The following is a 25,775-nucleotide window of genomic DNA, read 5'->3' on the forward strand; positions in this document are numbered from 1 at the left end:
GGTCCTCCGGTGTCAGTAGGCGAACTGGAGCGGCGCGTCCTCGTCGGCGTCCGCGTGGTCGCGCGGGTCCTCGAAGGGGTCGGCGCCGCGACGGACGTAGGTGAGGAAGAGGCGCACCTCGATGACGGCGAGCACCGCGTAGACGAGCGTGTAGGTGAGCATCGAGATCCAGACCTCGGTGGCGCTGACCGACGGCGAGACGCCGGAGGCCGTCGTCATCAGGCCGTAGACGACCCAGGGCTGGCGACCGGCCTCGGTGAAGATCCACCCGAAGCTGTTGGCGAAGACCGGCGCCAGCGGGGTGAGGACGGCGACGGCGGTCCACCACTTCGCCTGTGGCACAAGGTCTCTGCGCGTGGCCCAGAGGACGAGTGCGCACGCCCCCATGGTCGCGAAGCCCAGGCCCATCATGAAGCGGAACGACCAGTAGGTCAGGGGGACGACCGGCGTGTAGTCGTCGACGAGGACGAGCGCCGCGACATCGGCGCCGTACCGGTCGGCCACCTTCTGCGCCATGGCGCGCTCGCTGGCCTTGAGGTCGTTGATGCCCTCGACCGTGCCGTCGAACGAGCCGGTGCCGAGGAAGGAGAGCAGACCCGGGACCTCGATGAGGCGGGTCGCTTCGCTGCCGTCGAGCGGCCCGATCGACAACACGGAGAACGGTGCTCGCGTCGTGGTGTCGTACAGCGCCTCGGCCGCGGCCATCTTCATCGGCTGGACCTCGGTCATGATCTTGCCCTGGATGTCGCCGCTGACGACCACGCCGACCGACGCCACGAGCGCCATCACCGCGCCGAAGCGCGTGGCCCGGCGGTACATCCGCACGTCCTCACCGGCGGTACCGGCGGTGCCGGCGGTGCGGCGCATCAGCCAGAGGGCGACGCCCATGATCGTTGCGCCCCCGACCATGTACGCCGACGCGATGACGTGCGGAAAGGTCACGAGCTGGACCTTGTTGGTCAGCACGGCGAGGAAGTCGGCCATCTCGGCGCGGCCGGTGGCGGAGTTGAATCGGTAGCCGACCGGGTTCTGCATGAACGAGTTCGCCGCGAGGATGAAGTACGCCGACAGCACGGTGCCGATGTGCACCAGCCACATGCAACCGGCGTGCAGCCGCTCGGGGATGCGCCCCCAGCCGAAGATCCAGATGCCCAGGAAGGTCGACTCGAGGAAGAACGCGAGGAGGGCCTCGAGCGCCAGCGGGGCGCCGAAGATGTCGCCGACGAAGCGCGAGTAGTCCGACCAGTTCATCCCGAACTGGAACTCCTGGACGATGCCGGTCACCAGCCCGAGCGCGAAGTTGATGATGAACAGCTTCCCCGTGAACTTGGTCAGCCGCAGCCACTCCGGGCGCCGCGTGCGCAGCCACTGCGAGTGGAAGACGGCGACGACGAGGGACAGGCCGATCGTCACCGGGACGAAGAGGAAGTGGTAGACGGTCGTGATGGCGAACTGCCACCGGGCGACATCGACGGCATCCATGGGCGGTCTCCTGGGCTCCGGGCTGACGACAAACGACGTGACGTAGTACAAACTACACGACGTCGTAGTCAGCTCCTGCCGCGGTCGGGCTCCCGACCGTGTGACTCCTCCCACGCCCGTGTGGCACGGTGGTCACGTGCACCGTGACGACCTCGTGCGGCTCCGCAAGGCACGCGACCGGATGGACCGCGACTTCGCCGAGCCCCTCGACGTCCCGGCCCTCGCGGCGCAGGCGCTGATGTCGGTCGGGCACTTCCACCGCAGCTTCCGCGAGGCGTTCGGCGAGACCCCGTACCAGCACCTGATGACGCGCCGCGTCGAGCGCGCGGCCGCGCTCCTGCGCTTCGGCGACCTGGGGGTCACCGACGTCTGCATGGCCGTGGGCTGTACCTCACTCGGGTCGTTCAGCAGCCGCTTCACCGAGCTGATGGGCGTGACCCCCAGCGAGTTCCGGGCCCAGGCGCACGAGGAGGCGCGCGTCATCCCCACGTGCGTGGCCAAGCAGGTCGACCGGCCGACCCGGAAGCGGTCAGGAACCGAGAAGCAGGAGGAGGGCGCGCATGCCTAACGTCGGTGGCATGGAGACGAACACCACCACCCAGGCCGCCCCGGCGGCAGTGCACCCCTCGACGGCGTCCCTCGCGGTCGCCAACTGCTTCCTCGTCGTCGACGACCACGACAAGGCGCTCGAGTTCTACCGCGACGTCCTCGGCTTCACCGTCACCAACGACGTGACGCAGGGCGACTACCGCTGGCTGTCGGTGTCGCCGCCGGCCCAGCCCGAGCTCGAGGTCGTCATCCAGTCGGTCGGCATCTACCCCGGCAGCTCCGACGACGACCGAGCGGCGATGGACACCCTCCTCGCCAAGGGCCTGATGTCGTCCCTCATCCTGCGGGTCGACGACGTCGACGCCCTGTTCGAGCACGTCGCGGCCTCCGGCGTGGCCGAGATCCTCCAGGAGCCGGCCGACCAGTTCTACGGCGTGCGCGACTGCGCGTTCCGCGACCCGGCCGGGAACATGATCCGGGTCAAGTCACCGCTCAAGGGCGCCTGACCAACCCGCGGTGAGTGCGGAAGTGGTCGCTCCGGCAGCCGCTTCCGCACTCGCGGCGGAGGCTGACGCGACGCGGCGGGAGGGGCGCGGCCTCAGCCGGCGTCGGGGTAGCCCTCGGGGTTGCGGCTCTGCCACCGCCACGTGTCGGCGCACATGTCGTCGACCGTGCGCGTGGCGGCCCAGCCGAGCTCTTCCTGGGCGCGGGCCGGGTCGGCGTAGGAGGCAGCGACATCACCCGGGCGGCGGTCGACGATCTCGTACGGGAGGGTGTGGCCACAGGCCCGCTCGAACGCGGCGAGCAGCTCGAGCACCGAGGTGCCCTGGCCGGTGCCGAGGTTCCAGGTGCTCACGGCGTCCTCGGTCTCGCCGAGCCGGTGCAGCGCGGCGATGTGGCCGGCCGCGAGGTCCTCGACGTGGATGTAGTCGCGCACCCCTGTGCCGTCGGGCGTGGGGTAGTCGCCGCCGAAGACCGAGAGCTTCTCGCGGCGCCCCACCGCGACCTGCGCGATGTAGGGCATGAGGTTGTTGGGGATGTCGCTCGGGTCCTCGCCGATGGTGCCGCTGGCGTGGGCGCCGACCGGGTTGAAGTACCGCAGGAGGGCGATCCGCCAGGTGGGGTCGGAGAAGGCGACGTCGCGCAGGATCTGCTCCTGCATCACCTTGGTCCAGCCATACGGGTTGGTCGCCGAGGTGGGGAGGTCCTCGGCCATCGGGACCTGCGCGTCTGCGCCGTACACCGTTGCGCTGGAGGAGAAGACGAGCTTGTGCACCCCGTGCCGGCGCATCGCGCGCACCAGCGAGAACGTGGAGCCCAGGTTGTTCTCGTAGTACTCCAGCGGCTTCTCCACGCTCTCGCCCACGGCCTTGAACCCGGCGAAGTGGATGACGGCGTCGAACGGCTCGTTGGCGAAGAGGTGCTCGGTCTTGTCGACGTCGGTGAGGTCGAACGAGCGCACGTCGAGCGGCGCGCCGGTGAGGGCCTCGAGGCGTCCGACCACCGACGGCTTGGCGTTGGCGAACGAGTCGACGACGACGACCTCGTGGCCGGCCGCGACGAGCTGGACGACCGTGTGGGACCCGATGTAGCCGGCACCGCCGGAGACGAGGACGCGCATGGGTCGACCCTACGGGGTGGGCTCAGTCGTCCTCGGGCAGGACGACGTTGAGCACCCACGAGACCAGCGTGATGACGACGGCCGCGAAGATCGCGTCCCACCAGAAGTGGTCGATCGAGAACGACAGGCCCAGTGGCTTCCCGATCCACTCGGTGATCTGCAGCATGAAGGCGTTCACGATGAAGGTGAACAGCCCCAGCGTCAGCACGATGAAGGGGAACGAGAACAGCTTGACGATCGGCTTGATCACCGCGTTGATCAACCCGAACAGCAGGGCGACCAGACCGATGGTGAGGAGCTTCTTGCTCCACGTGGCGTCGCCCTCGGCGAGGTTGATGCCGCTGACGACGAGGGCCGCGACCCACAGGGCGATGCCGTTGATGACGACCCGGATGAGGAAGTTCTTCACCCGCGCAGTCTGGCAGGTGGCGTGCGCCCCCACCACGACCTCCGCCGCGGGTCGGACGGTCTGCGGGGCGGTCCTACAGTGGTCGCCATGACGGACGAGACGCCCCAGGCCGCCGCGACGACCGAGATCCCGGCGAACCCCGAGGCCACGGGAGCCCCGCTCGACCCGGCCACGCCGGTGCGGCTGCGCGCGGCCATCGACGCCCTGCCCGCGTACACGCCCGGACGCCCGGCGTCTGCGCCCGAGGGCGTCACCGCCTACAAGATCTCCAGCAACGAGAACCCCTTCCCGCCGCTGCCGTCGGTCCTCGATGCCGTCCGGTCGGCCGCCGCCGACATGAACCGGTACCCCGACATGGCGGTGACCGGCCTGACCGCCGCACTCGCCGAGCGGCTCGACGTCCCGGCGGCGCGGATCGCGACCGGGCCCGGGTCGGTGGGCGTGCTCGGCCAGCTCGTCGCGGCCACGTGCGGCCCGGGCGACGAGGTCGTCTTCGCCTGGCGCTCGTTCGAGGCCTACCCGATCCTCGTGACCCTGTCCGGGGCGACGCCGGTGCAGGTCCCGCTCGCGGCCGGCGCCCGCCACGACCTCGACGCGATGGCCGCGGCCATCACCGACCGGACGCGGCTCGTCCTCGTCTGCACGCCGAACAACCCCACGGGCACGACCGTCGGCGCCGCCGAGCTCGAGGCCTTCCTCGACCGGGTCCCCGATGACGTCCTCGTCGTCATCGACGAGGCCTACCTCGAGTTCGTCACGGCCCCCGACTCACCCGACGCCCTCGCCATCCACCGGGCGCGGCCGAACGTCGCGGTGCTGCGGACCTTCTCCAAGGCCCACGGGCTGGCGGGGCTGCGGGTCGGCTACGCCGTGGCGCACGAGCCCGTCGCCGAGGCGCTGCGCAAGGCGGCCATCCCGTTCGGGGTCAACGCTCTGGCGCAGGTGGCGGCGGTGGCCTCGCTCGAGGCCGCCGACGAGCTGGCCGTGCGGGTCAAGGAGCTCGTCGCCGAGCGCGAGCGGGTCGTCGAGGCGCTGCGCGAGCAGGGCTGGGACGTCCCCTACCAGCAGGCCAACTTCGTGTGGTTCGACCTCGGCGAGGACACGGCGGCCTTCGCGGCGGCGTGCCAGGAGGTCGGGCTGACCGTGCGCCCCTACGGCACCGACGGCGCGCGCGCCACGATCGCCGAGCGCGAGGCGAACGACCGCCTCATCGAGGTCGCCGGCACCTTCCTCGCCTCCCGCCGGGGCTGAGCAGCCCGGTTCGAGGTATTGGGACCGCACGAGGTGCCGCCCGAACACCTCGACCGGATGACGCCCGCCTCGTGAGGGGGCGTCATCCGGGATGAGGACGGCGTCGGAGCCGTAGGGCTCGGAGCTCAGACCTGGCTGCAGGGCTTGGCGTACCAGCCCCACCCGGAACCGGTCCCGTGCGTCGCGCAGGCGACGCCGTAGTAGCCGCCGCCCGAGTAGCGGACGCCACCGGAGCACACGTGGAGGGTCTCGACGTAGCCCGAGGGCCATTGGCGGCTGGAGTAGAAGTGGCAGCTGATCGCGGTGAAGCGCTGGGTCGTGATGTTGTAGTCGGCGCCCCCGCCGCCATCTCCGGTGCCGGCGGCCGCGGGCTGCATCGGGATGATGCAGAGCAGGGCCGCTGCGGCGAGTGCGCCGGCGAAACGTGTGGTCCTCATGTGGTTTCCCCCCGTGATGTACGCGAAGCGACGTGCCGTCGCCGGCCAGACGCTATCGGTCTGAGCGGGCCGTCGAGGGTCGATCTGACCGGGGAGCACTCCCCGCTGGACTCGGCTGGTTCGAGGTGAGATCCGACCTTCTGGTGGTCCAACATCACCTCGACCCGATGGCCCGCCCAGCTGGCTCGAGGTATTCGGCCCGGGCGAGATGCCGCTCGAACACCTCGACCCGGATGAATCAGTCCGCGAGGTGGGCGATGAGGGCGCGGGAGAGCGGCCAGGCGCCCTCGCTCGTGTTCGAGATGACCGTCCAGGCGAGGTCGCGGTTGCGGTCGAGCACGCTGCGGAAGGACACCCCGGCATCCGAGCCCACGAGGGAGACAACGCCGTCCTGCAGGCCCAGCCCGAGCCCCAGCCCGTAGCGCTGGCCCGACGGCTCGGTGCCGCGCGCCACCATCATGTCGGCGAGGACCTCGCTCGGGAGCAGGGTGCCGGAGTCCAGTGCCCGCCAGAACGCCGCGACGTCGCCGGTGGTCGTGTAGAGCCCGCCGTCGCCGCTGCCGACGACCGGGAGGTGGAGCAGGTTGGTCCGCGGCCGGTCGTCCCAGAGGTAGCCGATCGCCGCGTCCGCCGGCAGCTCGTCGGAGCGGAGGAAGCCCGACCGCGCCATCCCGGCCGGCTCGAGGACGCGCTCGGTCACCAGCTGCTCGTACGTCCGCCCTGCCACCCGCCCGGCGACGATCGCCAGCACGACGAACGCCCCGTTGTTGTAGACGCACTGCGCGCCGGGCGCGAAGGCCTGCGGGCGACCGTCGAGCACCGTGAGGTAGTCCTCGGCGGTGGTGAGGGTGTGCACCGGCTCGGCCAGCACGTGGTCGGTGACATCGGTGAACACCTCCTCGTCGACGTAGTCGCCGATCCCCGAACGGTGCGTGAGCAGGTGCTCGACGGTCACCCGGTCGTCGACGAGCGGCAGGTCGTCGCCGAGCACGTCGCGCACCGGCGTCGCGAGCGACAGCAGCCCCTCGGTGACCAGGCTCATCACGGTGACGGCGGTGAGCGCCTTGGTGCCGCTCGCGGTCCCCAGGCGGGTGGCGGTCGTCATCGGGATGCCGTGGCGCCGGTCGGCGAGCCCGAAGGCGGCGTCGACCTCGGTCACGCCGCCGCGGTCCAGGCGCACGACCCCCGAGAACCCCGTGGCCGCCGCGGTGTCGTCGACGACCTCCCTGACGCCCCGCTCGTCGATCTCACCCATGACCGTGACGGTAGGGGGCCGGGCCACGAGGGGCGAGCGGGTTTCCCCTCGACCCGGCGACGGCCCCCATCGGGTCGAGGTGAAATCCCACCCTGACGTGGTGGGGTTTCACCTCGAACCAGCGCGGCCGCCCATCGGGTCGAGGTGAAATCCCACCCTGACGTGGTGGGGTTTCACCTCGAACCGGCACCAACCCGCTGCCCTCCCGACGCAGCACCCGGTGGATCCCCCGCCCCGGGTGGCGAAGGGCACCCCCAGCGGCTTGGGTGGAAGCGTGCCGCCACCGGTACGGTGGGACCGACACCCGGCAGTGACCGTCGCCACACCCAGCACCAGCGGTCACGACGACCCTGCCGGCGGTCCGCGCGGACACCCCCGCAGCGTCCCGTCGGCCCGCGACGCGGCACCCGTCACCACGGATGCCCGGAGAAGGAGTGCCCAGTGAGCGACAACGCAGTCGCCCCCCTCGAGACGGCGTTCGGCGTGGACCACCACGTGACGCGAGCCGAGGCCCCCGAGCGCCCCGTCCAGGACGGCGGCCCGGAGATGGTCCAGCTGCTCAACCCCGAGGGTGAGCGCGTGAGCAACGCCGACCACGACGCCGTGGTCGACGCCCTCACCGACGAGGAGGTCCGCGGGTTCTACCGCGACCTCGTCCTCATCCGGCGCTTCGACGCCGAGGCCACCGCGCTCCAGCGCCAGGGCGAGCTGGGCCTGTGGGCCAGCCTGCTGGGCCAGGAGGCCGCGCAGGTCGGGTCCGGTCGCGCGATGCGCCCCCAGGACTACGCCTTCCCCACCTACCGCGAGCACGGCGTCGCCTGGTGCCGCGGGGTCGACCCGGTCAACCTCCTCGGGATGTTCCGCGGGGTCAACCACGGTGGCTGGGACCCCAACGAGAAGAACTTCCACCTCTACACGATCATCATCGGCGCGCAGACCCTGCACGCCACGGGCTACGCGATGGGCGTGCAGCGCGACGGCCACGTCGGCACCGGCGACGACGAGCGCGACACCGCCGTCATCGCCTACTTCGGCGACGGCGCCACGAGCCAGGGCGACGTCAGCGAGGCGCTCGTCTTCGCCGGCGTGAACAACAGCCCGGTCGTGTTCTTCTGCCAGAACAACCAGTGGGCCATCTCCGAGCCGAACGAGAAGCAGACCCGCGCGCCCCTGTGGCACCGCGCCCGCGGCTTCGGGTTCCCCGGCATCCGCGTCGATGGCAACGACGTCCTCGCGGTCTACGCCGTCACCAAGGCCGCCCTCGACGCGGCCCGCAGCGGCCAGGGCCCCACCTTCATCGAGGCGTACACCTACCGGATGGGGGCGCACACCACCTCCGACGACCCCACCAAGTACCGCGTCAGCGCCGAGGTCGAGGTGTGGAAGCACCGCGACCCCATCGAGCGCTTCAAGCGCTGGCTCACCACCACCGGCCGCGCCGACACCGACTTCTTCGACGCCATCGACGAGGAGGCCGAAGAGCTCGGCGCGAGTGTCCGCGAGCGCTGCCTCACGATGCCCGACCCGAGCGGCTCGGAGATGTTCGACCACGTCTACGCCGAGGCGCACCCGGTGATGGAGCGTGAGCGGGCCGAGTTCCTCGCGTACCAGGCCTCGTTCGAGGGGGCGCACCGATGAGCCAGACCACGCTCGCCAAGGGCATCACCAGCGGCCTGCGCGCCGCCATGGACAAGGACCCCAAGGTCGTCCTCATGGGTGAGGACATCGGCAAGCTCGGCGGCGTCTTCCGCGTCACCGAGGGCCTGCAGAAGGACTTCGGTGAGGACCGCGTCATCGACACCCCGCTGGCGGAGGCCGGCATCCTCGGCACCGCCATCGGGATGGCGCTGCGCGGGTACCGCCCGGTGGTCGAGATCCAGTTCGACGGCTTCGTCTACCCCGCGTTCGACCACATCGTCAGCCAGGTCGCCAAGCTGCGCGCCCGTTCGCTCGGCTACGTGAAGATGCCGATCGTCATCCGCATCCCGTTCGGTGGCGGCATCGGCGCGGTCGAGCACCACAGCGAGAGCAACGAGGCCTACTTCGCGCACACCGCGGGCCTCAAGGTCGTCGTCTGCTCCAACGCCCACGACGCGCACTGGATGATCCAGCAGGCCGTCGAGACCGACGACCCCGTCGTGTTCTACGAGCCCAAGCGCCGCTACTGGGACAAGGGCGAGGTCGGCCCCGGCCCCGACGGCGCGCTCGGCTCGGCCCGCGTGCTGCGCGAGGGCACCGACCTCACGCTGCTGGCCTACGGCCCCATGGTGAAGACCTGCCTGCAGGCCGCCCAGGCCGCCGAGGAGGAGGGACGCAGCCTCGAGGTCATCGACCTGCGCTCGCTCTCCCCCCTCGACGAGCCCGCCATCCTCGGCTCGGTGCGCAAGACCGGCCGGGCCGTCGTCGTCCACGAGGCGTCGACCTTCCTCGGCCTCGGCTCCGAGATCTCGGCGCTGATCACCGAGCACGCCTTCTACCACCTCGAGGCGCCCGTGCTCCGGGTCGGCGGCTACAACGTGCCGTACCCGCCGAGCCGCATCGAGGAGGAGTTCCTCCCCGACCTCGACCGCGTCCTCGACGCCGTCGACCGTTCGCTCGCCTACTGAGAGGGGTTCTCGCACATGGCTCTTCGTGAGTTCCGGCTGCCCGACCCCGGTGAGGGCCTCACCGAGGCCGACATCGTCACCTGGCACGTCAAGGTCGGCGACACCGTGAAGGTCAACGACGTCGTCGTCGAGATCGAGACCGCCAAGTCGCTCGTCGAGCTGCCGGTGCCGTTCGCCGGCACCGTCTCGGCGCTGCTCGTCGCCGAGGGCGACACCGTCGAGGTGGGCACGCCCATCATCTCCGTCGACGACGGCCTGGGCGGGGCTCCGGCCGCGCCGGCGACACCTGCCGCTGCGGCGGCTCCCGCGGCTGCCGCTCCCGCCGCTCCTGCCCAGCCCGCCGCCGAGGAGATCGGCGAGGGCCTCATCGGCGGCACGACCTCCACCGGCCGCACCGCGGTGCTCGTCGGCTACGGGGTCAAGCAGACCGAGGCCAAGCGCCGCCCGCGCAAGGGCGGTGTGCCCGAGAAGGTCGAGGCCCCGGACCTGTCCGCGAAGGCCACCGACGTCGCCATCGAGCCCGTCGAGCTGTCCGGCGAGGGCGTGCGCGCCCTGGCCAAGCCCCCGGTGCGCAAGCTGGCCAAGGACCTCGGCGTCGACCTCGGCTCGGTCACCCCGAGCGGTGACGGCGGCGTCGTCACCCGGTTCGACGTCGAGGCCGCGGCCTCCGGCACCTCGGCCGCGGCTCCCGTGGCCACGGGCGTCGATGTCGCGCCCGCCGCGTCCCGCTGGGGCCTCATGGCCGACGCCGGCGAGCGCGAGACCCGGGTGCCCGTCAAGGGCGTGCGCAAGATGACCGCCCAGGCGATGGTCGGCTCGGCCTTCACCGCGCCGCACGTCACCGAGTGGGTCACCGTCGACGTCACCGCGACCATGGAGCTCGTCGACCGCCTCAAGCGCGACAAGGAGTTCAAGGACGTCAAGGTCACGCCGCTCCTCGTCCTCGCGAAGGCGATGTGCGTCGCCATCCGCCGCAACCCCCACATCAACGCGTCGTGGGACGAGGCGGCCCAGGAGATCGTCCTCAAGCACTACGTCAACCTCGGCATCGCGGCGGCCACCCCGCGCGGCCTCGTCGTCCCGAACGTCAAGGACGCCGACCGGATGTCGATGCGCGAGCTCGCCGCCGCCATCGGCGCCCTCACCGCCACCGCCCGCGAGGGCCGCACCCAACCGGCCGAGATGTCCGGCGGGACGATCACCATCACCAACGTGGGCGTCTTCGGCGTCGACGCCGGCACCCCGATCCTCAACACCGGGGAGGCGGCGATCCTCGCGTTCGGCGCCGTCAACCGGAGGCCGTGGGTCGTCACCGGAGCCGACGGCGGCGAGTCGATCGAGCCGCGCTGGGTCACCACCCTCGCGCTCTCCTTCGACCACCGCCTCGTCGACGGCGAGCTCGGCAGCCGCTACCTCGCCGACGTCGCGGCGCTGCTCGCCGACCCGTCGCGCGGCCTGGTCTGGGGCTGACGCGTGACTGACCCGACCGGGGTCGTCTTTCCCGAGGTCGAGGGCCGGCGGTCCACCAGCGCCACCGGGCGCGCGGTGGTCGCCGAGGCCCTCGCCCCGGTCGACCCGGTCGGCGGCGCCGCCGCGCACCGCGAGACCAACTGGCGCAGCGGCTACCTCGCCCACTTCCGCCGCCTGGTCGAGGCCGGCCTCGCCCGACCCGAGGACGCCCGCACCGTCGCCGAGGCGGGGCTCGCCTCGGTCCACGAGCGGATGCGGTGGCGCGACCCCGACGGGCGCGAGGTGCGCCTCGCCGCGGCACTGGGGGGCGTCGCCGGCAGCCCGGCCGACCGCCTGGGGACCGAGGTCGTCGAGGGCACGGCGCAGCCCGACACCGCGCTGACCATCCCCTACCGCGGGCACCGGCTGGCCGGCGACGACCTGCGCCGGCAGCTCGACGCCTGGGTGGCGGGCGGCGTCGTGGAGCCCACCCTGCGCGAGGCCGTGACCGCGGTGCTCGAGAACCCCGAGTGGCTGCGCCTCGAGGGCCGGACCGTCGTCGTGCTCGGTGCGGCCGCCGAGATGGGGCCACTTCGGGCGCTGCTGCGCTGGGGTGCCACGGTCGCCGCCGTCGACCTGCCCCGCCCCGACCTGTGGACCCGCGTCCTCGCCGACGCCCACGCCGGCGCCGGACGCGTCCTCCTCCCGGCCGGTCACGGCACGTCCGCCCTCGCCGAGCGGGCCGGGGTCGACCTCGTGCACGACCTGCCCACCGCCACGGGCTGGGTGGCCGGGCTCGAGGGCTCGCTCGTCATCGGCAACTACGTCTACGCCGACGGGGCCACCAACGTGCGGGTCAGCACTGCTGTCGACGCCCTGACCCGCACGGTCCGTGAGGCCCGACCCGACACCGCGCTGTCCTTCCTCGCCACGCCCACCGACGTCTTCGCGGTCCCCGGCGACGCGGTCGAGGCCAGCGTGCGCGCCTACGCCGAGCGCCGGACCTCCAAGGTCCTGCGCGTGCCACTGCGCACGCTCTCCGGCGGGCGGCTGCTCCGGCGCAACTACGTCCCCGGCGAGGACCCCGGCATCAATGACTCGGTCGTCCTCCAGCAGGGTCCGAACTACCTTCTCGCCAAGCGGATCCAGCGCTGGCGGGCCACCACGGCCCGGGCCGAGGGCGCTGCCGTCTCGTTCAAGATCGCGCCGCCGACGCGCACCCGGTCGGTGCTGAAGAACCGTGCGCTGGCGGCCGCCTACGCCGGCGCCCACCGCTTCGGCGTCGAGGTCTTCGAGCCCGGCACGGCCAACACCCTGATGGCCGCGCTGCTCGTCCACGACCTCGTCCAGGGCTCGCCGGCGCAGGAGCACCCCTGGCAGGACGAGGCCTGGGGCGCCGCGCACGGCGGCCTGTGGCGCTCGGCCTACGACCCGCGCAGCGCGCTCGGTCTCGCGGCCCTCCTCGGCGCGGCCTCCGCCCGCCCCTGACGGCCCACGCCCTCCCCTCCCGCCGTGAGTGCGGAAACGGTCGCCCGGGCGACCACCTCCGCACTCGAGGCGACCCGTCATGATGGAGGCATGAGCGCCACGTCGTCGATGCCGAAGCGTCCGTCCGACCCCCTCGACCTGGTCGACGTCGACAGCCTGCTCACCGACGAGGAGAAGGCCATCCGGGCGGCCACCCGCGCGGTGTGCGCCGAGCACGTCGACCCCCACGTCATGGAGTGGTTCGAGCAGGGCGAGCTCCCCGTCGTGCGCGAGCTGGCCCGCGAGTTCGGCAAGGTCGGGCTGCTCGGCATGCACCTCGAGGGCTACGGCTGCGCGGGGATGTCCTCGGTCGACTACGGCCTGGCCTGCCTCGAGCTCGAGGCGAGCGACTCCGGCATCCGCTCGCTCGTGTCGGTGCAGGGCAGCCTGGCGATGTACGCGATCTGGCGGTTCGGCAGCGAGGAGCAGAAGCAGGAGTGGCTCCCGCAGATGGCCGCGGGCGAGGCCATCGGCTGCTTCGGCCTCACCGAGCCCGACGTCGGGTCCGACCCCGCGGCGATGCGCACGCGCGCCCGCCGCGACGGCAGCGACTGGGTCCTCAACGGCTCGAAGATGTGGATCACCAACGGCTCCGTCGCCGACGTCGCGGTCGTCTGGGCCAACGCCGGTGAGGACGAGGGCGGTATCCGCGGCTTCGTGGTGCCCACGGACACATCGGGATTCGCGGCCCACACCATCCGCCACAAGATGTCGCTGCGCGCGTCGGTCACCGCGGAGCTCACCTTCGACGAGCTGCGCCTGCCCTCCACCGCCGTCCTCCCCGAGGTCCAGGGTCTCAAGGGCCCGCTCAGCTGCCTGTCGGAGGCGCGCTACGGCATCATCTGGGGCTCCCTCGGCGCGGCCCGCTCCTCCCTCGACGCCGCCCGCCGCTACTCGATGGAGCGCGTCCAGTTCGGGCGGCCCATCGCCGGCTTCCAGCTGACCCAGGCCAAGCTGGCCGACATGGCGGTCGAGCTCCAGCTCGGCCAGCTGCTCGCTCTGCACCTCGGCCGGCGCAAGGACACCGTGGGCCTGCGACCCGAGCAGGTCTCGGTCGGCAAGTTCAACAACATCTCCAAGGCGATCGAGATCTGCCGCACGGCGCGCACCATCCTCGGCGCCAACGGGGTCAGCGGCGAGTTCCCCGTGATGCGCCACGCGAACAACCTCGAGTCGGTGCTCACCTACGAGGGCACCCACGAGATGCACACGCTCGTCATCGGCCAGGCCCTCACGGGCGAGGCCGCCTTCCGCTGAAACCACGTTGCCGGTGGCCCTCGCGGGCCCCGACGATGTGAGGCCACTCCTTCCGACTCGGAGACCCACGTGCTGTCCGCCTACGCCCCCCTGTTCCGGGTCCCCGGTGCCCTGCCCTTCATCGCCGGGACCGCGTTCTCGCGCACCGGTGGAGCCATGTTCGGGGTGGCCGTCATCGTCATGATCAGCGAGCGCCTCGGGTCGTTCGGGACGGCGGGGGCCGTGTCCGCGGTGGGCCTCGCGGTCCTCGCGGTGGCGGGGCCGGTCCTCGGGCGGCTCGTCGACAAGTACGGCCAGCGCCGGGTGGCGGTGCCGTTCGTCCTGCTTTCGGCGGTGACGAGCGCGGGAGTGGTGGCGTGCTCGGCGCTCGGGGCGCCCGTGTGGACCCTCTTCGTCCTCTACGGCCTCAGCGCGATCCTCCCCGAGCCCGGTCCGATGTCGCGGGCCCGGTGGGCGCACATCTTCCGCGACGAGCCCGACCGGCTGCACACCGCGATGGCCTTCGAGCAGGTGGCCGACGAGGCGTCGTTCGTCGTCGGGCCGGTGCTCGCGGTGCTGGTCGCGACCCTGTGGTTCCCGGAGGCGGGGCTCGTCCTCGCGACGGTGCTGTTCACGGTCGGCTGCGTGGCGTTCCTGTCGGCGCGGGCCACCGAGCCGCCGGTCGTGCCGCACGGCGAGCGCCCGGGGGGCCTCGCCATCCGCCGACCGGGCCTGCTCATCGTCGCCACGGCTCTCGTCATGACGGGGGTGATCTTCGGCGGCAACGAGGTGATCGCCGTGGCGTTCGCCAAGGAGGAGGGCAGCACGAGCTTCTCGAGCGTCATCCTCGGTGGGTTCGCCGTGGGGTCGACGCTGGCCGGGATCGTGTTCGGCACCAAGGTGTTCCGCTCGTCGCTGACCCGTCGGCTGGCCCTGGCGGCCGGGGCGATGTTCGTCCTCGAGGTGCCGGCGCTGTTCGTCGGTGGGCTGTGGCCGCTTGCGGTCGTCATGGTCGTGGCGGGGTCGGCGACCGCGCCGATGCTCATCACGAGCCTGTCGCTGGCGCAGAAGCTGGTGCCCAAGGCGCTGGTCACCGAGGGGATGGCGGTCGCGGTGACCGGCATCCTCATCGGGATCTCCGCGGGCTCGGCGGTCTCCGGCTGGGCCATCGAGGCCTGGGGGGCGCAGCAGGCCTACGTCGTGCCGATCGCGGCCGGGGCGCTGGCGCTCGCCATCATCCTCGTGCGGTTCCGCCACCTCGAGGCGGCCGAGCTGGCCGGCACCGGCATCCCCGCCCCACCCTCACCGCCCGCCTCACCCGAGCCCGCCCCAACCCCGCACTGATTGCGCTGGGTGAACCCCACAAGGCCCTTCTGGGGTTCACCCAGCGCCATCAGTCGGAGGTGACGCGCCCGCTGCCACATCGCAATCAGTCGGGATCAGTCGGGGAGCCAGGTGCCGCGGCGCATCACCGCGACGACCTCGAGGGCGTCGTCGAGGTGGACGAGGTCGGCCAGCATCCCCGCGGCGATAGACCCCACCTCACCGAGCCCGAGGACGCGCGCCGGCGTCGCGCTCGTGGCCTCCACGGCCCGGTCGAAGGGGACGCCGGCCACGGCCACGGCGTACCGAAGCGCGCGGTCCATCGTCAGCGTGCTCCCGGCGATGGCACCACCCTCGACCAGCCGGGCCACGCCGTCGCGCACCTGGACGGCTGCCGGTCCGAGCACGTAGTCGCCGTCGGCCGACCCCGCGGCGCCCATGGCGTCGGTGATGAGCGAGAAGCGCCCCGGGGCGGAGGCGGTCGCCCACCGCAGGACCTCGGGGTGCAGGTGGATGCCGTCGGCGATGAGCTCGACGACGACCCGGTGGTCCCCGGCGAGCGCGAGGACCGGGCCCGGGTCGCGGTGGTGTACCGGACGCATCGTGTTGAACAGGTGCGTGGCGACGGTGACCCCGGCGTCGACCGCGGCGCGGGCGTGGTCCCAGGTGGCGTCGGTGTGGCCTAGTGCGGCCAGCACCCCGCGTTCGGTGAGCAGCGCGACGGCCTCGAGCCCGTGGTCGAGCTCGGTCGCCACGGTGACCATGACCACCGTGCCCTCCCCGGCATCGAGCACGCGACCGATCTCGGCGGGGTCGGGTGACCGCAGCAGGGTCGGGTCGTGGGCGCCGCAGTGCAGGGCGCTGAGCCACGGCCCCTCGAGGTGGAGGCCGACCAGCTCGCCCTCGCGCACGAGCGGCGCGAGCGCCCGGACGTGGGACTCGAGGTTCTCGCTGGTGTCGGTGACCAGGCTCGCGACGAGCGAGGTCGTCCCGTGGGCGCGGTGGGTGGCGATGACGGTGGCGGCATCGGCGGGGTCGCCCGTGGTGAACGAGGCACCGCCGCCGCCGTGGCAGTGCTGGTCGACGAATCCGGGGACCAGCGTCCCGGACAGGTGCCGAACGGCCGGCGCCGGCGGGGTACCCCCGCCGGCGCCGGTGATCCGCTCGCCGCTCATCTCCACCCAGCCCGGTTCCACGGAACCGGTGGGCAGGACGACGCGGTCGGCGCTGAGGATCACGACGGGGGTCAGCCCGTCCTCGAGGCGCCGGAGTCCGCCTTCGCGGCGTCCCGCTCGGCGCGGGTCTCGACGTCGGAGTCGATCGCCACCGACTCCTCGCCCTCGGCCTCACGACCGGGGGTGCGCAGGTTCCACTGGCGGATGACGAAGCGGAACAGCACGTAGTAGATCGCCGCGTAGACGACGCCCATGACGATGAGCAGCAACGGCTTCTCGGCGATCCCGAAGTTGAGCAGGTAGTCGGTGAGTCCGGCGGAGAACCCGAAGCCGTCACGGATGCCGAGGGCGTTCGCGATGGCGAGCGAGGTGCCGGTGAGCACCGCGTGGATCACGTACAGGGGCCACGCGACGAACATGAAGGCGAACTCGAGCGGCTCGGTGATCCCCGTGAGGAACGAGGTGAGCGCGGCCGAGACCATGATGCCGCCGACGGCCTTCTTGGCGCCGGGCTTGGCCTCGTGCCAGATCGCCATCGCGGCGGCGGGGAGGGCGAACATCATGATCGGGAAGAAGCCGGTCATGAACGCGCCCGCGGTCGGGTCGCCGGCGAGGAAGCGGTTGATGTCGCCGTGGACGACGGCGCCGCCGGCCGTGGGGGTGTACTCGCCGAGGATGAACCACGGGACCGAGTTGAGGATGTGGTGCAGGCCGAGCGGAATGAGGAGGCGGTTGAGGGTGCCGTAGACGAAGCCGCCGATGATGTTGTTGCTGCCGACCCACTCGCCGACCGCGGTGAGGCCCGCGTCGAAGGCCGGGTACACCAGGCCGAGGAGCACGGCGAGGACGAGCGTGGCGAACGCGGTGATGATCGGCACGAAGCGGCGGCCGCCGAAGAACGCGAGGTACGTGGGCAGCGAGATGCGGTGGTACCGCTGCCACAGCCACGCGGCGATGAGGCCGCAGAGGATGCCGCCCAGGACGCCGTAGTTGATGAGCTTCTGGTTCTCGCCCTCGGCGGGAGCGCCGAGGATGAACGGCGAGATGGCGTCGCCGACGCCCTTGAAGACGAGGTAGCCGACCACCGCGGCCAGCGCGGTCGACCCGTCGGCCTTCTTGGCGATGCCGATGGCGACACCGACCGCGAAGAGCAGCGGCAGGTTGGCGAACAGGGCGTTGCCACCGGCGAACAGCACCGCGGCGACCTTCTCCCAGCCCAGGCCGTCGGCCCCGAGCATGTCGGGGGCACCGAAGCGCAGGAGCAGCGCGGCGACCGGGAGGGCGGCGATCGGGAGCATGAGGCTCCGACCGAACTTCTGGATCGGCGCCAGGTTGAGGCGCTTCTTGCCGGACTCTCCGGCGGTCGCGTCGACGGTCGTCATCGCGTGTCCTTTCGGTGGTGGTGGGGCATGGTGCTGTCGAGGGAGACGTGGAGCTGGTAGCGGTCGCCGCGGTAGTGGCTGACGGCCCGCTCGAGGGGGCGGCCCTGTGAGCTGCCCTGGCGGTCGAAGGCCATGACGGGCGAACCCACCGCGACCTGGAGGTGGCGGGCGAGGCGCTCCTCGGCGACCTCGGCCCAGACCGTCTGCTCGGCGGTGTCGACGGCGACGCCGTACACCTCCGAGAAGATCGTGTAGAGCGACCCCGTGAGGTCGTGGCGGTCGAGGTCGGGCAGCAGTTCGGCTGCGTACCAACCGGACTCGAACGCCATCGGCTCGCCGCCGGCCAGGCGGACGCGCTCGAGGCGCCACGCGCGGCGGCCGGGCCCGAGCCCGAGGAAGCGGGCGACATCGGCCGGGGGTTCGGCGGCGTCGGCGCGCACGACGCGGGTGGAGGGCTCCAGGCCGCGGCGGCGCATGTCCTCCGTGAAGGAGGCGAGGTGCAGGTGCGACTCCACGCGCGGGCGGGCGACGAAGGTGCCCTTGCCCTGGGCCCGGCGCAGCAGCCCCTCGGCGATGAGGGTCTCGATGGCGCGGCGGACCGTCGCGCGGGAGACGGCGTAGGTCTCCATCAGCTCGCGCTCGGAGGGGATGGCGGTGTCGGGCTCGAGCTCGGTGGCGCACATCGCGGCGAGCACGTCGCGCAGCTGCGCGTGCTTCGGGCGGGCTCCGTCGGTGATGCGACGGGCGGCGACGGCGGTGTCGGCCACGGGGTGGAGAACCTCTCGACGGGGGTGGTCCCAACTGGTACGGTCCAGTGCGTACCAGTGGAGAGGATGCACCCCCGCGACGCCGCTGTCAACCACGGGCACTGGCACCGCGGACGCCCCTCGGCCACACTCGTCATCCCGACCAACAGCCCGGACCGTCCCGGAAGGACATCGACATGAGCAGCAAGGCAGAGCAGATCCTCGCGGGCCTCGGAGGCGCCGACAACATCATCGAGATCGAGCCGTGCATCACCCGGCTGCGCACCGAGGTCAAGGACGCGTCGAAGGTCGACGAGGCCGCGCTCAAGGCCGCGGGGGCGCACGGCGTCATCGCGAGCGGGACGGTCGTGCAGGTCGTCGTGGGTCCCGAGGCCGACAACATCGCCGAGGACATCGAGGACCTGATGTGAGCGAGGTCCTCGCTCCCGTCTCGGGCCGGGTCCGCCCGCTGTCCGAGGCGCCCGACGCCGTGTTCGCCGCCGAGATGGTGGGGGCCGGGGTCGCGATCGACCCCGATGGCGCGCGGTCCGAGGCGGTCTCGCCGGTGGCCGGGACGCTCGTCAAGCTGCACCCGCACGCCTACGTCGTGGTGACCGACGACGGCACGGGCGTGCTCGTGCACCTCGGCATCGACACCGTGAAGCTCGCCGGCGACGGCTTCGAGCTGCTCGTCGAGGAGAAGTCGCGGGTGGAGGCCGGCCAGGCCGTGACGCGGTGGGACCCCACCGACGTCGCGGGCCGCGACCTCAGCCCGATGGTCATGCTCTGCGTGCTCGACACCAAGCCCGGCGCCGTGACGAGCGAGCTGCTCGGCGAGAGCGTGACCGCGGGGCAGGCGCTGTTCAGCTGGCCGGCGGGGGCGTGACGGCGCTGCGCGTCTCGGCGCTGCTGCTCGACCTCGACGGCACGCTGGTCGACTCGGAGTCGATCCACCGCGAGGGCTTCGCCAGGTGGTTCACCGCGCGCGGCTGGGAGTACACCGACGACGTCGCGGCCCTGTTCATCGGGCGGCGGGCGGATGACGTGTTCGCCACGGTCGACGGGCCGTGGCGCGGCCTCAACCCGCAGGTCCTCTTCGCCGAGGCCGTGGCCGCGATGCCGGACGACCGCCTGCCCGATCCCGTGCCCGGCGCGCTCGAGGTGCTCGACCTCGCCTCGGCTCGTGGCATCCCGGTGGCGCTGGTGACCAGTGCCAACACGGCCTGGGCGACCAAGGCCCTCGACCAGCTGGGTGGTCTCGGGCGCTTCGACGCCGCGGTGACGCGCGACGACATCGAGCTCGGCAAGCCCGACCCCGCCTGCTACCGCAGGGGCTGCGAGCTGCTGGGTGTCGACCCGGCGGGGGCGCTCGCCTGCGAGGACGCCCCCAACGGGGTGCTTGCCGCGGTGGGGGCTGGCGTGGGGTCGGTCGTCGGCATCACGACGACGTTCGCCGGGGTGCACCTCGAGGCCGCCGGGGCCACCTCGACCGCCCCCGACCTCACCCATCTCGCCGCCCAGCTCCACCACCCCTGACCCCGCCGCGCCCCCTCCATCGGCGCCTCCCGCACCCACTCCATCGGGGCCTACCGCCTGGTACGTGGGGCGATCACCCCACCTACCAGGCGGTAGGTCGCGCCAGAGCCCGCGCCGCGACCCCATCGACGCCCCCCGGACGCGCTACGGGGCAGTAAGTGTCGTGATCACGACACCTACTGCCCCGTAGCGAGCGCCGGAGGGTGCTCCGTGGGTCAGTGCGGGGCGACGGCGGGGGCCTCCTGCGCCTCGCTGGTCGCAGCACCACGCTCGGTGTAGCTCGAGCTCTTGCGCAGCTCGACGTGGGGGAGGAACAGCATGATGAGGAAGCCGAACACCATCACCGAGGCGCCGACGAGGAACACGTTGTCCATCGCCTGCGAGAACCCGACGAGGAAGGGCTTCGCGAGCCGCTCGTCGAGGGTGTTGAGGAACGAGCTGTCCTGCAGCACACCGCCGGTCGCGCCGCCACTGGACTGCATCTGCTGGGCGAACGCCGCGTTGGCGGGGTCCTTGAGCGCGGCCTGGAACTCGGGAGTCGGGACGGCCGCACGGACCGCGGTCGCGATCTTGTCGGACGCCGTGGAGAACAGGATCGACAGGAACACGGCGGTGCCGAGCGTGCCGCCGACCTGGCGGGTGAACGTCGCGGTCGAGGTGGCGACACCGATCTGCTGCGGCGGCACCGCGTTCTGCACGGCGAGGGTCAGCGGCTGGAAGTTGAAGCCCAGCCCCAGGCCGAACGCGACCATGACGATCATCGTCTGCCACAGCGGGGTGTCGAACTCGACGTAGTGGAAGACGAACAGCGACACCGTGAGCAGCGCCGAGCCGATGATCGGGAAGATCCGGTAGCGACCCGTGCGGCTGATGATCTGCCCGGACACGATCGAGCCGGCCATGATGCCGAGCGTCATCGGGAGCAGGAGCAGGCCGGCCTCGGTGGGCGTCGCGCCCTTGACGATCTGGAGGTACAGCGGGAGGGCGGCCAGGCCACCGAACATCGCGACACCGATGAGGATCGACGCGGCCGACGAGACGCCGACGGTGCGGTTGCGGAACATCGACAACGGCAGGATCGCCTCGTCGCCCATCCGCGCCTCCTGGACGAAGAACGCGATGGCCGCGACGATGCCGATGGCGTAGCAGACGATGGCGTTGGTCGAGCCCCAGCCCCACTCGCGGCCCTGCTCGGCGACGAGCAGCAGCGGCACGAGGGCGGCCGACAGGAGGGCGGCGCCCAGCCAGTCGATGCGGTGGTCGAGGCGCTGGTGGCGCAGGTGGAGGGTCTTCGACACGACCGCGAGGGCGAGGATGCCGAGGGGGACGTTGACGAGGAAGACCCAGCGCCAGCCGGTGACGCCGAGGATGGTGTCGGCGCCGGCGAGGAAGCCGCCGACGACCGGGCCGAGCACCGAGGAGGTGCCGAAGACGGCGAGGAAGTAGCCCTGGTACTTGGCGCGCTCACGCGGCGGCACGATGTCGCCGACGATCGCCAGCGCCAGGGAGAACAGGCCACCGGCGCCGAGGCCCTGCACCGCGCGGTACACGGCGAGGGTCCCCATCGAGGTGGCGAAGGTGCACAGCACCGACCCGAGGACGAAGACGCTGATCGCCGTGATGAACAGCTTCTTGCGGCCGTAGATGTCGCCGAGCTTGCCGTAGAGCGGCGTGACGATGGTGGAGGTGATGAGGTACGCGGTCGTCGCCCACGCCTGGTGCTCGAGGCCCTTGAGGTCGTCGGCGATGGTGCGGATGGAGGTCGCGACGATCGTCTGGTCGAGCGCGGCGAGGAACATCCCCGTCATCAGCCCGAGCAGGATCGTGACGATCTGGCGGTGGGTCAGTGGTTGTTCGGTGGTGGCGGTCATCGCTCAGGTCCTTCGGGTGATGTCGGCGAGGGAGGCCTCGAGGTTCGAGGCGAAGTGGCGCAGGTGCGTGGAGAAGGTGGCGACGTCGTCGTCGTCCCAGTCGGCGAGGAGTCCGCGGATCCACTCGTCGCGGTTGTCGCGGATGGCGACGAGGAGGCCTTCGCCCTCGGCGGTGAGGGTGAGGGCCTGGGCGCGGCCGTCATCGGGGTCGGGTCCGCGGGTGACGAAGCCGAGGTCGACGAGGGTGCTGACCTGGCGGCTCACGGTGGAGACGTCGGAGTGCAGGACCTCGGCGAGGGCGGAGACGCGCAGGGGGCCGGTCTTGAGGTTGAACAGCAGCGGGTAGGCCATCGGGTCGACCTGGGGGTGCTGGCGCGGAGCGTGCTGGCGCACGACGTGGAGCAGCTTGACGACCCGGATGAGGTCGTCGCCGAGGGCCAGGGTCGGCATCGCCGCCCGGGTCTCCACGGTGTCTGGCATGAGGTCCTCCGTACAGTTGCTTGCAGCATGCAACTATAGGACCGCAGCGCGGCATTCCCGAAATCGGTGACGGAACCCTCGACAGCCGGCGCCCGGCCCGGCCTCAGACGGAGCGCGCGTGCAGGTGCTGGAGGAGGTGGGCGGAGAACCGCTGCCCCATGAGGGCGACGACCCCCTTCATCCCGGCGGTGACCGCCGGGCGCAGCAGGCCGGGGAAGGGCAGTTCGACGGTGATGGCGAGCGAGGTCTCCAGGTGGGTGTTCTCGCCGCGGGGGGTCAGCCGGTACCAGCCCTCGACGCCCGCCGTCTCGCGCGCGCCCGGCGCCGGGTCGTGGACGAAGTCGATGCGGTGCGGCTCGTCGAACGTCATCCGCTCGCGGAAGGTGAACGAGAAGCTCGTGCCCATCACCGGGACCTTGGTCATCTCCCAGACCCAGTGGTCCTCGCCCTCGGGGCGCACCCGCTGGAGGAAGGGGGTCAGCCGGGCGAGGAGCGCGGGGTCGGTGAGGGCGGTCCACACCTCGTCGACCCCGGCGGTGACGGTGGCCGCCGACCGGTTCGAGGTGGTGAAGGTGTTCACGGGGTCAGGGCCATCGAGGTGAGGACGCGGCGCGCCACCTCCTCGTCGCCCTGGACGACGACGTGGAGGTCCTCGGGGGCCCGGCGGCCGCCGAGGAGGCGGCCGGCGACCTGGGTCGACATCGTCAGCGACGTGGTGACGACGTCGGGGTGCTCGTCGGCGTCGCCGGTGAAGAGCGGGATGCCCAGCGCCTTGCCGTCGCGCTCCTCGACCCGCACGCCGGCGCGGCCGACCGTGGGTCCGGTGAGCTCGACGACCACCGCGTTGCCCGGGGGGACCTCGGCGTCGCGGGCGACCATGCGGGGCAGGGCGTCGAAGAGGAAGGTCATGGCGAGGGAGGCCGCGGCGGTGTCGAGGCCGCCGGGTCGGCCGAGTGCCTCGCGCAGGTCCTGCTCGTGGACCCAGACGTCGAAGGACCGGATGCGGAGCAGCGCGGGGAAGGTGGTCGGGCCGAAGGGGCCGGCGACCGTGCGGGTCGTCCAGTCGTCGTCGGCGGCGAACACGGCCAGGCGCTCCTCGAGGCGCTCCTCGAGCTCGTCGAGCACCTCCTCCAGCGACCGCCCGCGCCGGGCCTCGACGAACTTCTCCATCAGGGCGCCGAAGTCGTGCCGCACGTGGGGGTGGCCGCTGACGTCGAGGTCGGGGGTCGGGTCGCCCGCCGAGAGGGCCTCGGCGCCGGCGACGTGGGCCACCTGGTCGAGGACGGTCCAGCCGGGGCAGTCGGTGGGGAGGTCGGCGTCGCCGGGCCGCGTGGTGCGTCCGAGGTCGATGACGTTGCGCACCGTGCGGGCCCAGGCGTCGACGAGGCCCGCCGGGTCGGTGGGGGCCGGGGGGTGCACGGGCATGCCGAAACAGTACCTACGCTGGTGGGCATGGCCACCCGCGAGCACCCGACGCTGGCGCGCCCGCTCGGGCTCGCGCTCGGCGCGGGCCTGGTCGCCGCCGTCGTGGCGGCCCTGATGACGGGGGCGGTGGCCCCGCTCGACCTCGCCGACCCGGGTCCGCTGGTGCGCTGGGGGCTGCCGCTGGTGTCCACGGTGGCCACGCTGGCGTCGAGCGCGACGGTGGGCCTGCTGGGGCTCGCGGCGTTCCTCGTGCCCGAGCGGACCACCACCGACCGCCGCACCACGGCCGCGCGGTACGCCGCCCGGGTCGCGTCCCTGTGGGCGGCCGCCGCCCTCCTCGAGGTCGTGCTCACCTTCGCCTCGCTGGCCGGGACCCCGCTGACCAGCCCCGACCTCCCCGGCCAGCTCATCGCCTTCGTCTGGACGCTCGAGACCACGCGGGTCCTGCTCATCAGCGGGCTCGTCGCCGTCGTCGTCGCCGTGGTGTCGGCCTTCACCACCCGGCGCGCGCCGATGGCGTGGCTGGCCGCGGCCACGCTGGCGGCGGTCGTCATCCTCGCCCTCACGGGTCACGCGGCGGGGTCGTCGAGCCACGAGGACGCGGTCAACTCGTTGGGGGTCCACCTCGTCGGGGTCGTGGTGTGGGTCGGTGGTCTGCTCGCGCTGGTCGCGATGCGGCGTGGGCTCGGTGAGGACCTCGGCGCCACGGTCGCGCGGTACTCCACGGTCGCGCTGTGGTGCTTCGTGCTCGTCACGGTCACCGGGGTGCAGCAGGCGTGGATCCGCCTCGGGTCGCTGGGCGCGGTGGCCACGTCGTACGGCGCGATCGTCGCCCTGAAGACCTTGGCGCTGGTGGTGCTCGGGGTTCTGGGCTGGCTGAACCGGCGCTCCATCGCCACCCGGCTGGCCGCCGACCCCGGGGACGGTCGGGCGTTCGCGCGCCTGGCCGTCGCCGAGCTCGCGGTGATGGGCGTGGCCACCGGGCTGGCCTCGGTCCTGGCCCGCAGCATCCCGCCGGTGCCCGACGCCCCGCCCGCGCCGAGCCGCATCCTCGAGCTCACCGGCTTCCCCGACCCCGGCCCGATGTCGGCCGCCGACTGGCTCACGTCGTGGCGCCCCGACTGGCTGCTGCTGGCGGTCGCCGGGGTGGCCGTGGGGTCGTACGGGGCCGGGGTGGTGCGCCTGTCGCGGCGCGGCGACCACTGGCCGGTGGGCCGCACCATCTGCTGGGTGCTGGGCTGGGCGCTCTTCGTGTGGGCGACGTCGGGGGCACCGGGCATCTGGGGGCGCGTGCTGTTCAGCGTGCACATGGTGATGCACATGGCGGTGGCGATGATCGTGCCGCTGCTCCTCGTGCCCGGGGCGCCGGTGACCCTGGCGCTGCGGGCGCTGCGCGCACGGACCGACCGCACGTGGGGGCCGCGCGAGGTGCTGCTCCAGGTCGTGCACGCGCGGGCGATGCAGGTGTTCGCGAACCCGGTCGTAGCGGCCTCGATGTTCTTCTTCAGCCTCGCGATCTTCTACTGGACCGGGCTGTTCGAGCTCTCGCTGACGACCCACACGGGCCACCTGCTGATGCTCGCCCACTTCCTCCTCACGGGGTACCTGTTCACCTGGGTGCTCATCGGCATCGACCCAGGGGTGCAGCGCTGGTCGCCCCTGATGCTGCTCGTCATCCTCTTCGTGACGATCTCGTTCCACGCGTTCTTCGGGGTGTCGCTCACCGGGTCAGAGCAGCTGCTGGCGCCCGACTTCTTCGCCCAGCTGAACCTGCCGTGGGGTCCGCTGCCGCTGGCCGACCAGCACCGCGCCGGGGAGATCGCGTGGGGGATCGGCGAGGCGCCCACGCTGGTGCTCGCCGTCATCGTGGCGGTGCAGTGGTTCCGGCGCGATGCCGCCGAGACCCGCCGCCTCGACCGGCAGGCCGACCGCGACGGCGACGCCGAGCTCAAGGCGTACAACGACCACCTGCGCCGCCTGCGCGAGGGCTCCGACTCCCACTGACCCCCTCTTTC

General features: G+C 72.2%; 25 protein-coding genes. 13 read left to right on the forward strand and 12 right to left on the reverse strand.

The window, feature by feature from the left end:
- Positions 1-12: 12 nt before the first annotated feature.
- The gene (locus tag ACFLFB_RS01510; protein WP_392543943.1) at positions 13-1,482 is read right to left on the reverse strand and encodes a cytochrome ubiquinol oxidase subunit I; all 1,470 of its coding nucleotides are present in this window, start codon (positions 1,480-1,482) and stop codon (positions 13-15) included.
- 181 nt (positions 1,483-1,663) lie between these two features.
- On the opposite strand from ACFLFB_RS01510, the gene ACFLFB_RS01515 reads away from it, so the two are divergent.
- Positions 1,664-2,050 (forward strand): helix-turn-helix transcriptional regulator, encoded by a 387-nt coding sequence (locus ACFLFB_RS01515; RefSeq protein WP_392545456.1) that lies wholly within the window; start codon positions 1,664-1,666, stop codon positions 2,048-2,050.
- A gap of 10 nt (positions 2,051-2,060) precedes the next feature.
- Positions 2,061-2,537 (forward strand): VOC family protein, encoded by a 477-nt coding sequence (locus ACFLFB_RS01520; RefSeq protein WP_392543944.1) that lies wholly within the window; start codon positions 2,061-2,063, stop codon positions 2,535-2,537.
- Between the two features lie 92 nt (positions 2,538-2,629).
- On the opposite strand, the gene galE is transcribed toward ACFLFB_RS01520, so the two are convergent.
- Positions 2,630-3,652 carry a UDP-glucose 4-epimerase GalE gene (gene galE, locus ACFLFB_RS01525; RefSeq protein ID WP_392543945.1) on the reverse strand — a complete coding sequence of 341 codons (1,023 nt, stop codon included), beginning with the start codon at positions 3,650-3,652 and terminating at the stop codon, positions 2,630-2,632.
- Between the two features lie 22 nt (positions 3,653-3,674).
- The gene (locus ACFLFB_RS01530; RefSeq protein WP_392543946.1) at positions 3,675-4,061 is read right to left on the reverse strand and encodes a phage holin family protein; all 387 of its coding nucleotides are present in this window, start codon (positions 4,059-4,061) and stop codon (positions 3,675-3,677) included.
- Between the two features lie 87 nt (positions 4,062-4,148).
- Between ACFLFB_RS01530 and hisC the strand changes: the two genes are divergently transcribed.
- Positions 4,149-5,312 (forward strand): histidinol-phosphate transaminase, encoded by a 1,164-nt coding sequence (hisC, locus tag ACFLFB_RS01535; protein ID WP_392543947.1) that lies wholly within the window; start codon positions 4,149-4,151, stop codon positions 5,310-5,312.
- 125 nt (positions 5,313-5,437) lie between these two features.
- Here the strand turns inward: hisC and ACFLFB_RS01540 are convergent, their stop codons facing one another.
- Positions 5,438-5,749: a hypothetical protein gene (locus tag ACFLFB_RS01540; protein ID WP_392543948.1), complete on the reverse strand. Its 312-nt coding sequence runs from the start codon at positions 5,747-5,749 to the stop codon at positions 5,438-5,440.
- A 238-nt stretch (positions 5,750-5,987) separates the two neighbouring features.
- The gene (locus tag ACFLFB_RS01545; RefSeq protein ID WP_392543949.1) at positions 5,988-7,004 is read right to left on the reverse strand and encodes a serine hydrolase domain-containing protein; all 1,017 of its coding nucleotides are present in this window, start codon (positions 7,002-7,004) and stop codon (positions 5,988-5,990) included.
- Positions 7,005-7,445: 441 nt separating this feature from the next.
- Here ACFLFB_RS01545 and pdhA point away from each other — a divergent pair, with 441 nt between their 5' ends.
- The 6 genes from pdhA to ACFLFB_RS01575 all read left to right on the forward strand — a co-directional run bounded on the left by pdhA (position 7,446) and on the right by ACFLFB_RS01575 (position 15,166).
- Positions 7,446-8,642, forward strand: coding sequence for a pyruvate dehydrogenase (acetyl-transferring) E1 component subunit alpha (pdhA, locus tag ACFLFB_RS01550; protein ID WP_392543950.1), 1,197 nt, complete (start codon positions 7,446-7,448; stop codon positions 8,640-8,642).
- Positions 8,639-9,610, forward strand: coding sequence for an alpha-ketoacid dehydrogenase subunit beta (locus ACFLFB_RS01555; RefSeq protein ID WP_392543951.1), 972 nt, complete (start codon positions 8,639-8,641; stop codon positions 9,608-9,610). The genes pdhA and ACFLFB_RS01555 overlap by 4 nt, the downstream gene beginning before the upstream one ends.
- 15 nt (positions 9,611-9,625) lie before the next feature.
- Positions 9,626-11,080: a dihydrolipoamide acetyltransferase family protein gene (locus ACFLFB_RS01560; RefSeq protein WP_392543952.1), complete on the forward strand. Its 1,455-nt coding sequence runs from the start codon at positions 9,626-9,628 to the stop codon at positions 11,078-11,080.
- A 3-nt stretch (positions 11,081-11,083) separates the two neighbouring features.
- Positions 11,084-12,547, forward strand: coding sequence for a hypothetical protein (locus ACFLFB_RS01565; protein ID WP_392543953.1), 1,464 nt, complete (start codon positions 11,084-11,086; stop codon positions 12,545-12,547).
- A 90-nt stretch (positions 12,548-12,637) separates the two neighbouring features.
- On the forward strand, positions 12,638-13,843 hold the full coding sequence (locus tag ACFLFB_RS01570) for an acyl-CoA dehydrogenase family protein (RefSeq protein ID WP_392543954.1): 1,206 nt from the start codon (positions 12,638-12,640) through the stop codon (positions 13,841-13,843).
- Positions 13,844-13,912: 69 nt separating this feature from the next.
- On the forward strand, positions 13,913-15,166 hold the full coding sequence (locus ACFLFB_RS01575; protein ID WP_392543955.1) for an MFS transporter: 1,254 nt from the start codon (positions 13,913-13,915) through the stop codon (positions 15,164-15,166).
- A 95-nt stretch (positions 15,167-15,261) separates the two neighbouring features.
- On the opposite strand, the gene nagA is transcribed toward ACFLFB_RS01575, so the two are convergent.
- Genes nagA through ACFLFB_RS01590 form a run of 3 tightly spaced genes read right to left on the reverse strand, consistent with a single transcriptional unit; the run spans position 15,262 to position 18,469 of the window.
- Complete coding sequence (gene nagA / locus ACFLFB_RS01580) at positions 15,262-16,383, reverse strand: N-acetylglucosamine-6-phosphate deacetylase (protein WP_392543956.1); 1,122 nt, start codon at positions 16,381-16,383, stop codon at positions 15,262-15,264.
- An 8-nt stretch (positions 16,384-16,391) separates the two neighbouring features.
- Positions 16,392-17,702 (reverse strand): PTS transporter subunit EIIC, encoded by a 1,311-nt coding sequence (locus ACFLFB_RS01585; protein ID WP_392543957.1) that lies wholly within the window; start codon positions 17,700-17,702, stop codon positions 16,392-16,394.
- Entirely contained in the window at positions 17,699-18,469 is a 771-nt protein-coding gene (locus ACFLFB_RS01590; RefSeq protein WP_392543958.1) for a GntR family transcriptional regulator, read from the reverse strand. The genes ACFLFB_RS01585 and ACFLFB_RS01590 overlap by 4 nt, the downstream gene beginning before the upstream one ends.
- Before the next feature lie 176 nt (positions 18,470-18,645).
- Here ACFLFB_RS01590 and ACFLFB_RS01595 point away from each other — a divergent pair, with 176 nt between their 5' ends.
- From ACFLFB_RS01595 to ACFLFB_RS01605, 3 genes are read left to right on the forward strand one after another with little or no spacing between them, the layout of a single operon-like run.
- Positions 18,646-18,879: a glucose PTS transporter subunit EIIB gene (locus tag ACFLFB_RS01595; RefSeq protein ID WP_392543959.1), complete on the forward strand. Its 234-nt coding sequence runs from the start codon at positions 18,646-18,648 to the stop codon at positions 18,877-18,879.
- On the forward strand, positions 18,876-19,334 hold the full coding sequence (locus ACFLFB_RS01600) for a PTS glucose transporter subunit IIA (protein WP_392543960.1): 459 nt from the start codon (positions 18,876-18,878) through the stop codon (positions 19,332-19,334). The genes ACFLFB_RS01595 and ACFLFB_RS01600 overlap by 4 nt, the downstream gene beginning before the upstream one ends.
- Positions 19,331-19,984 carry an HAD family hydrolase gene (locus ACFLFB_RS01605; RefSeq protein ID WP_392543961.1) on the forward strand — a complete coding sequence of 218 codons (654 nt, stop codon included), beginning with the start codon at positions 19,331-19,333 and terminating at the stop codon, positions 19,982-19,984. The genes ACFLFB_RS01600 and ACFLFB_RS01605 overlap by 4 nt, the downstream gene beginning before the upstream one ends.
- Before the next feature lie 215 nt (positions 19,985-20,199).
- Here ACFLFB_RS01605 and ACFLFB_RS01610 read toward each other — a convergent pair whose 3' ends face one another.
- From ACFLFB_RS01610 to ACFLFB_RS01625, 4 genes are all read right to left on the reverse strand, one after another.
- The gene (locus tag ACFLFB_RS01610) at positions 20,200-21,855 is read right to left on the reverse strand and encodes an MDR family MFS transporter (RefSeq protein ID WP_392543962.1); all 1,656 of its coding nucleotides are present in this window, start codon (positions 21,853-21,855) and stop codon (positions 20,200-20,202) included.
- A gap of 3 nt (positions 21,856-21,858) precedes the next feature.
- Positions 21,859-22,335, reverse strand: a complete 477-nt coding sequence (locus tag ACFLFB_RS01615; protein ID WP_392543963.1) for a MarR family winged helix-turn-helix transcriptional regulator — start codon at positions 22,333-22,335, stop codon at positions 21,859-21,861.
- Between the two features lie 103 nt (positions 22,336-22,438).
- Entirely contained in the window at positions 22,439-22,915 is a 477-nt protein-coding gene (locus ACFLFB_RS01620) for a CoxG family protein (protein WP_392543964.1), read from the reverse strand.
- Positions 22,912-23,760, reverse strand: a complete 849-nt coding sequence (locus tag ACFLFB_RS01625) for a maleylpyruvate isomerase family mycothiol-dependent enzyme (RefSeq protein ID WP_392543965.1) — start codon at positions 23,758-23,760, stop codon at positions 22,912-22,914. The genes ACFLFB_RS01620 and ACFLFB_RS01625 overlap by 4 nt, the downstream gene beginning before the upstream one ends.
- Before the next feature lie 27 nt (positions 23,761-23,787).
- On the opposite strand from ACFLFB_RS01625, the gene ACFLFB_RS01630 reads away from it, so the two are divergent.
- Entirely contained in the window at positions 23,788-25,764 is a 1,977-nt protein-coding gene (locus tag ACFLFB_RS01630; protein WP_392543966.1) for a cytochrome c oxidase assembly protein, read from the forward strand.
- Positions 25,765-25,775: the final 11 nt, after the last annotated feature.

Source organism: Oryzobacter telluris, from assembly GCF_043099285.1.
In the GTDB taxonomy this organism is placed as follows: domain Bacteria; phylum Actinomycetota; class Actinomycetes; order Actinomycetales; family Dermatophilaceae; genus Oryzobacter; species Oryzobacter telluris.

Excerpts from the sequence above, each read along its gene's own strand:
- ACFLFB_RS01545 (WP_392543949.1), bottom strand. The coding sequence starts at position 7,004 with ATGGGTGAGATCGACGAGCGGGGCGTCAGGGAGGTCGTCGACGACACC.
- ACFLFB_RS01560 (WP_392543952.1), top strand. The coding sequence starts at position 9,626 with ATGGCTCTTCGTGAGTTCCGGCTGCCCGACCCCGGTGAGGGCCTCACC.
- ACFLFB_RS01555 (WP_392543951.1), top strand. The coding sequence starts at position 8,639 with ATGAGCCAGACCACGCTCGCCAAGGGCATCACCAGCGGCCTGCGCGCC.
- ACFLFB_RS01595 (WP_392543959.1), top strand. The coding sequence starts at position 18,646 with ATGAGCAGCAAGGCAGAGCAGATCCTCGCGGGCCTCGGAGGCGCCGAC.
- ACFLFB_RS01625 (WP_392543965.1), bottom strand. The coding sequence starts at position 23,760 with ATGCCCGTGCACCCCCCGGCCCCCACCGACCCGGCGGGCCTCGTCGAC.
- ACFLFB_RS01570 (WP_392543954.1), top strand. The coding sequence starts at position 12,638 with ATGAGCGCCACGTCGTCGATGCCGAAGCGTCCGTCCGACCCCCTCGAC.
- galE (WP_392543945.1), bottom strand. The coding sequence starts at position 3,652 with ATGCGCGTCCTCGTCTCCGGCGGTGCCGGCTACATCGGGTCCCACACG.
- ACFLFB_RS01515 (WP_392545456.1), top strand. The coding sequence starts at position 1,664 with ATGGACCGCGACTTCGCCGAGCCCCTCGACGTCCCGGCCCTCGCGGCG.
- ACFLFB_RS01520 (WP_392543944.1), top strand. The coding sequence starts at position 2,061 with ATGGAGACGAACACCACCACCCAGGCCGCCCCGGCGGCAGTGCACCCC.
- ACFLFB_RS01610 (WP_392543962.1), bottom strand. The coding sequence starts at position 21,855 with ATGACCGCCACCACCGAACAACCACTGACCCACCGCCAGATCGTCACG.
- ACFLFB_RS01510 (WP_392543943.1), bottom strand. The coding sequence starts at position 1,482 with ATGGATGCCGTCGATGTCGCCCGGTGGCAGTTCGCCATCACGACCGTC.
- ACFLFB_RS01630 (WP_392543966.1), top strand. The coding sequence starts at position 23,788 with ATGGCCACCCGCGAGCACCCGACGCTGGCGCGCCCGCTCGGGCTCGCG.
- ACFLFB_RS01615 (WP_392543963.1), bottom strand. The coding sequence starts at position 22,335 with ATGCCAGACACCGTGGAGACCCGGGCGGCGATGCCGACCCTGGCCCTC.
- hisC (WP_392543947.1), top strand. The coding sequence starts at position 4,149 with ATGACGGACGAGACGCCCCAGGCCGCCGCGACGACCGAGATCCCGGCG.
- ACFLFB_RS01540 (WP_392543948.1), bottom strand. The coding sequence starts at position 5,749 with ATGAGGACCACACGTTTCGCCGGCGCACTCGCCGCAGCGGCCCTGCTC.
- ACFLFB_RS01585 (WP_392543957.1), bottom strand. The coding sequence starts at position 17,702 with ATGACGACCGTCGACGCGACCGCCGGAGAGTCCGGCAAGAAGCGCCTC.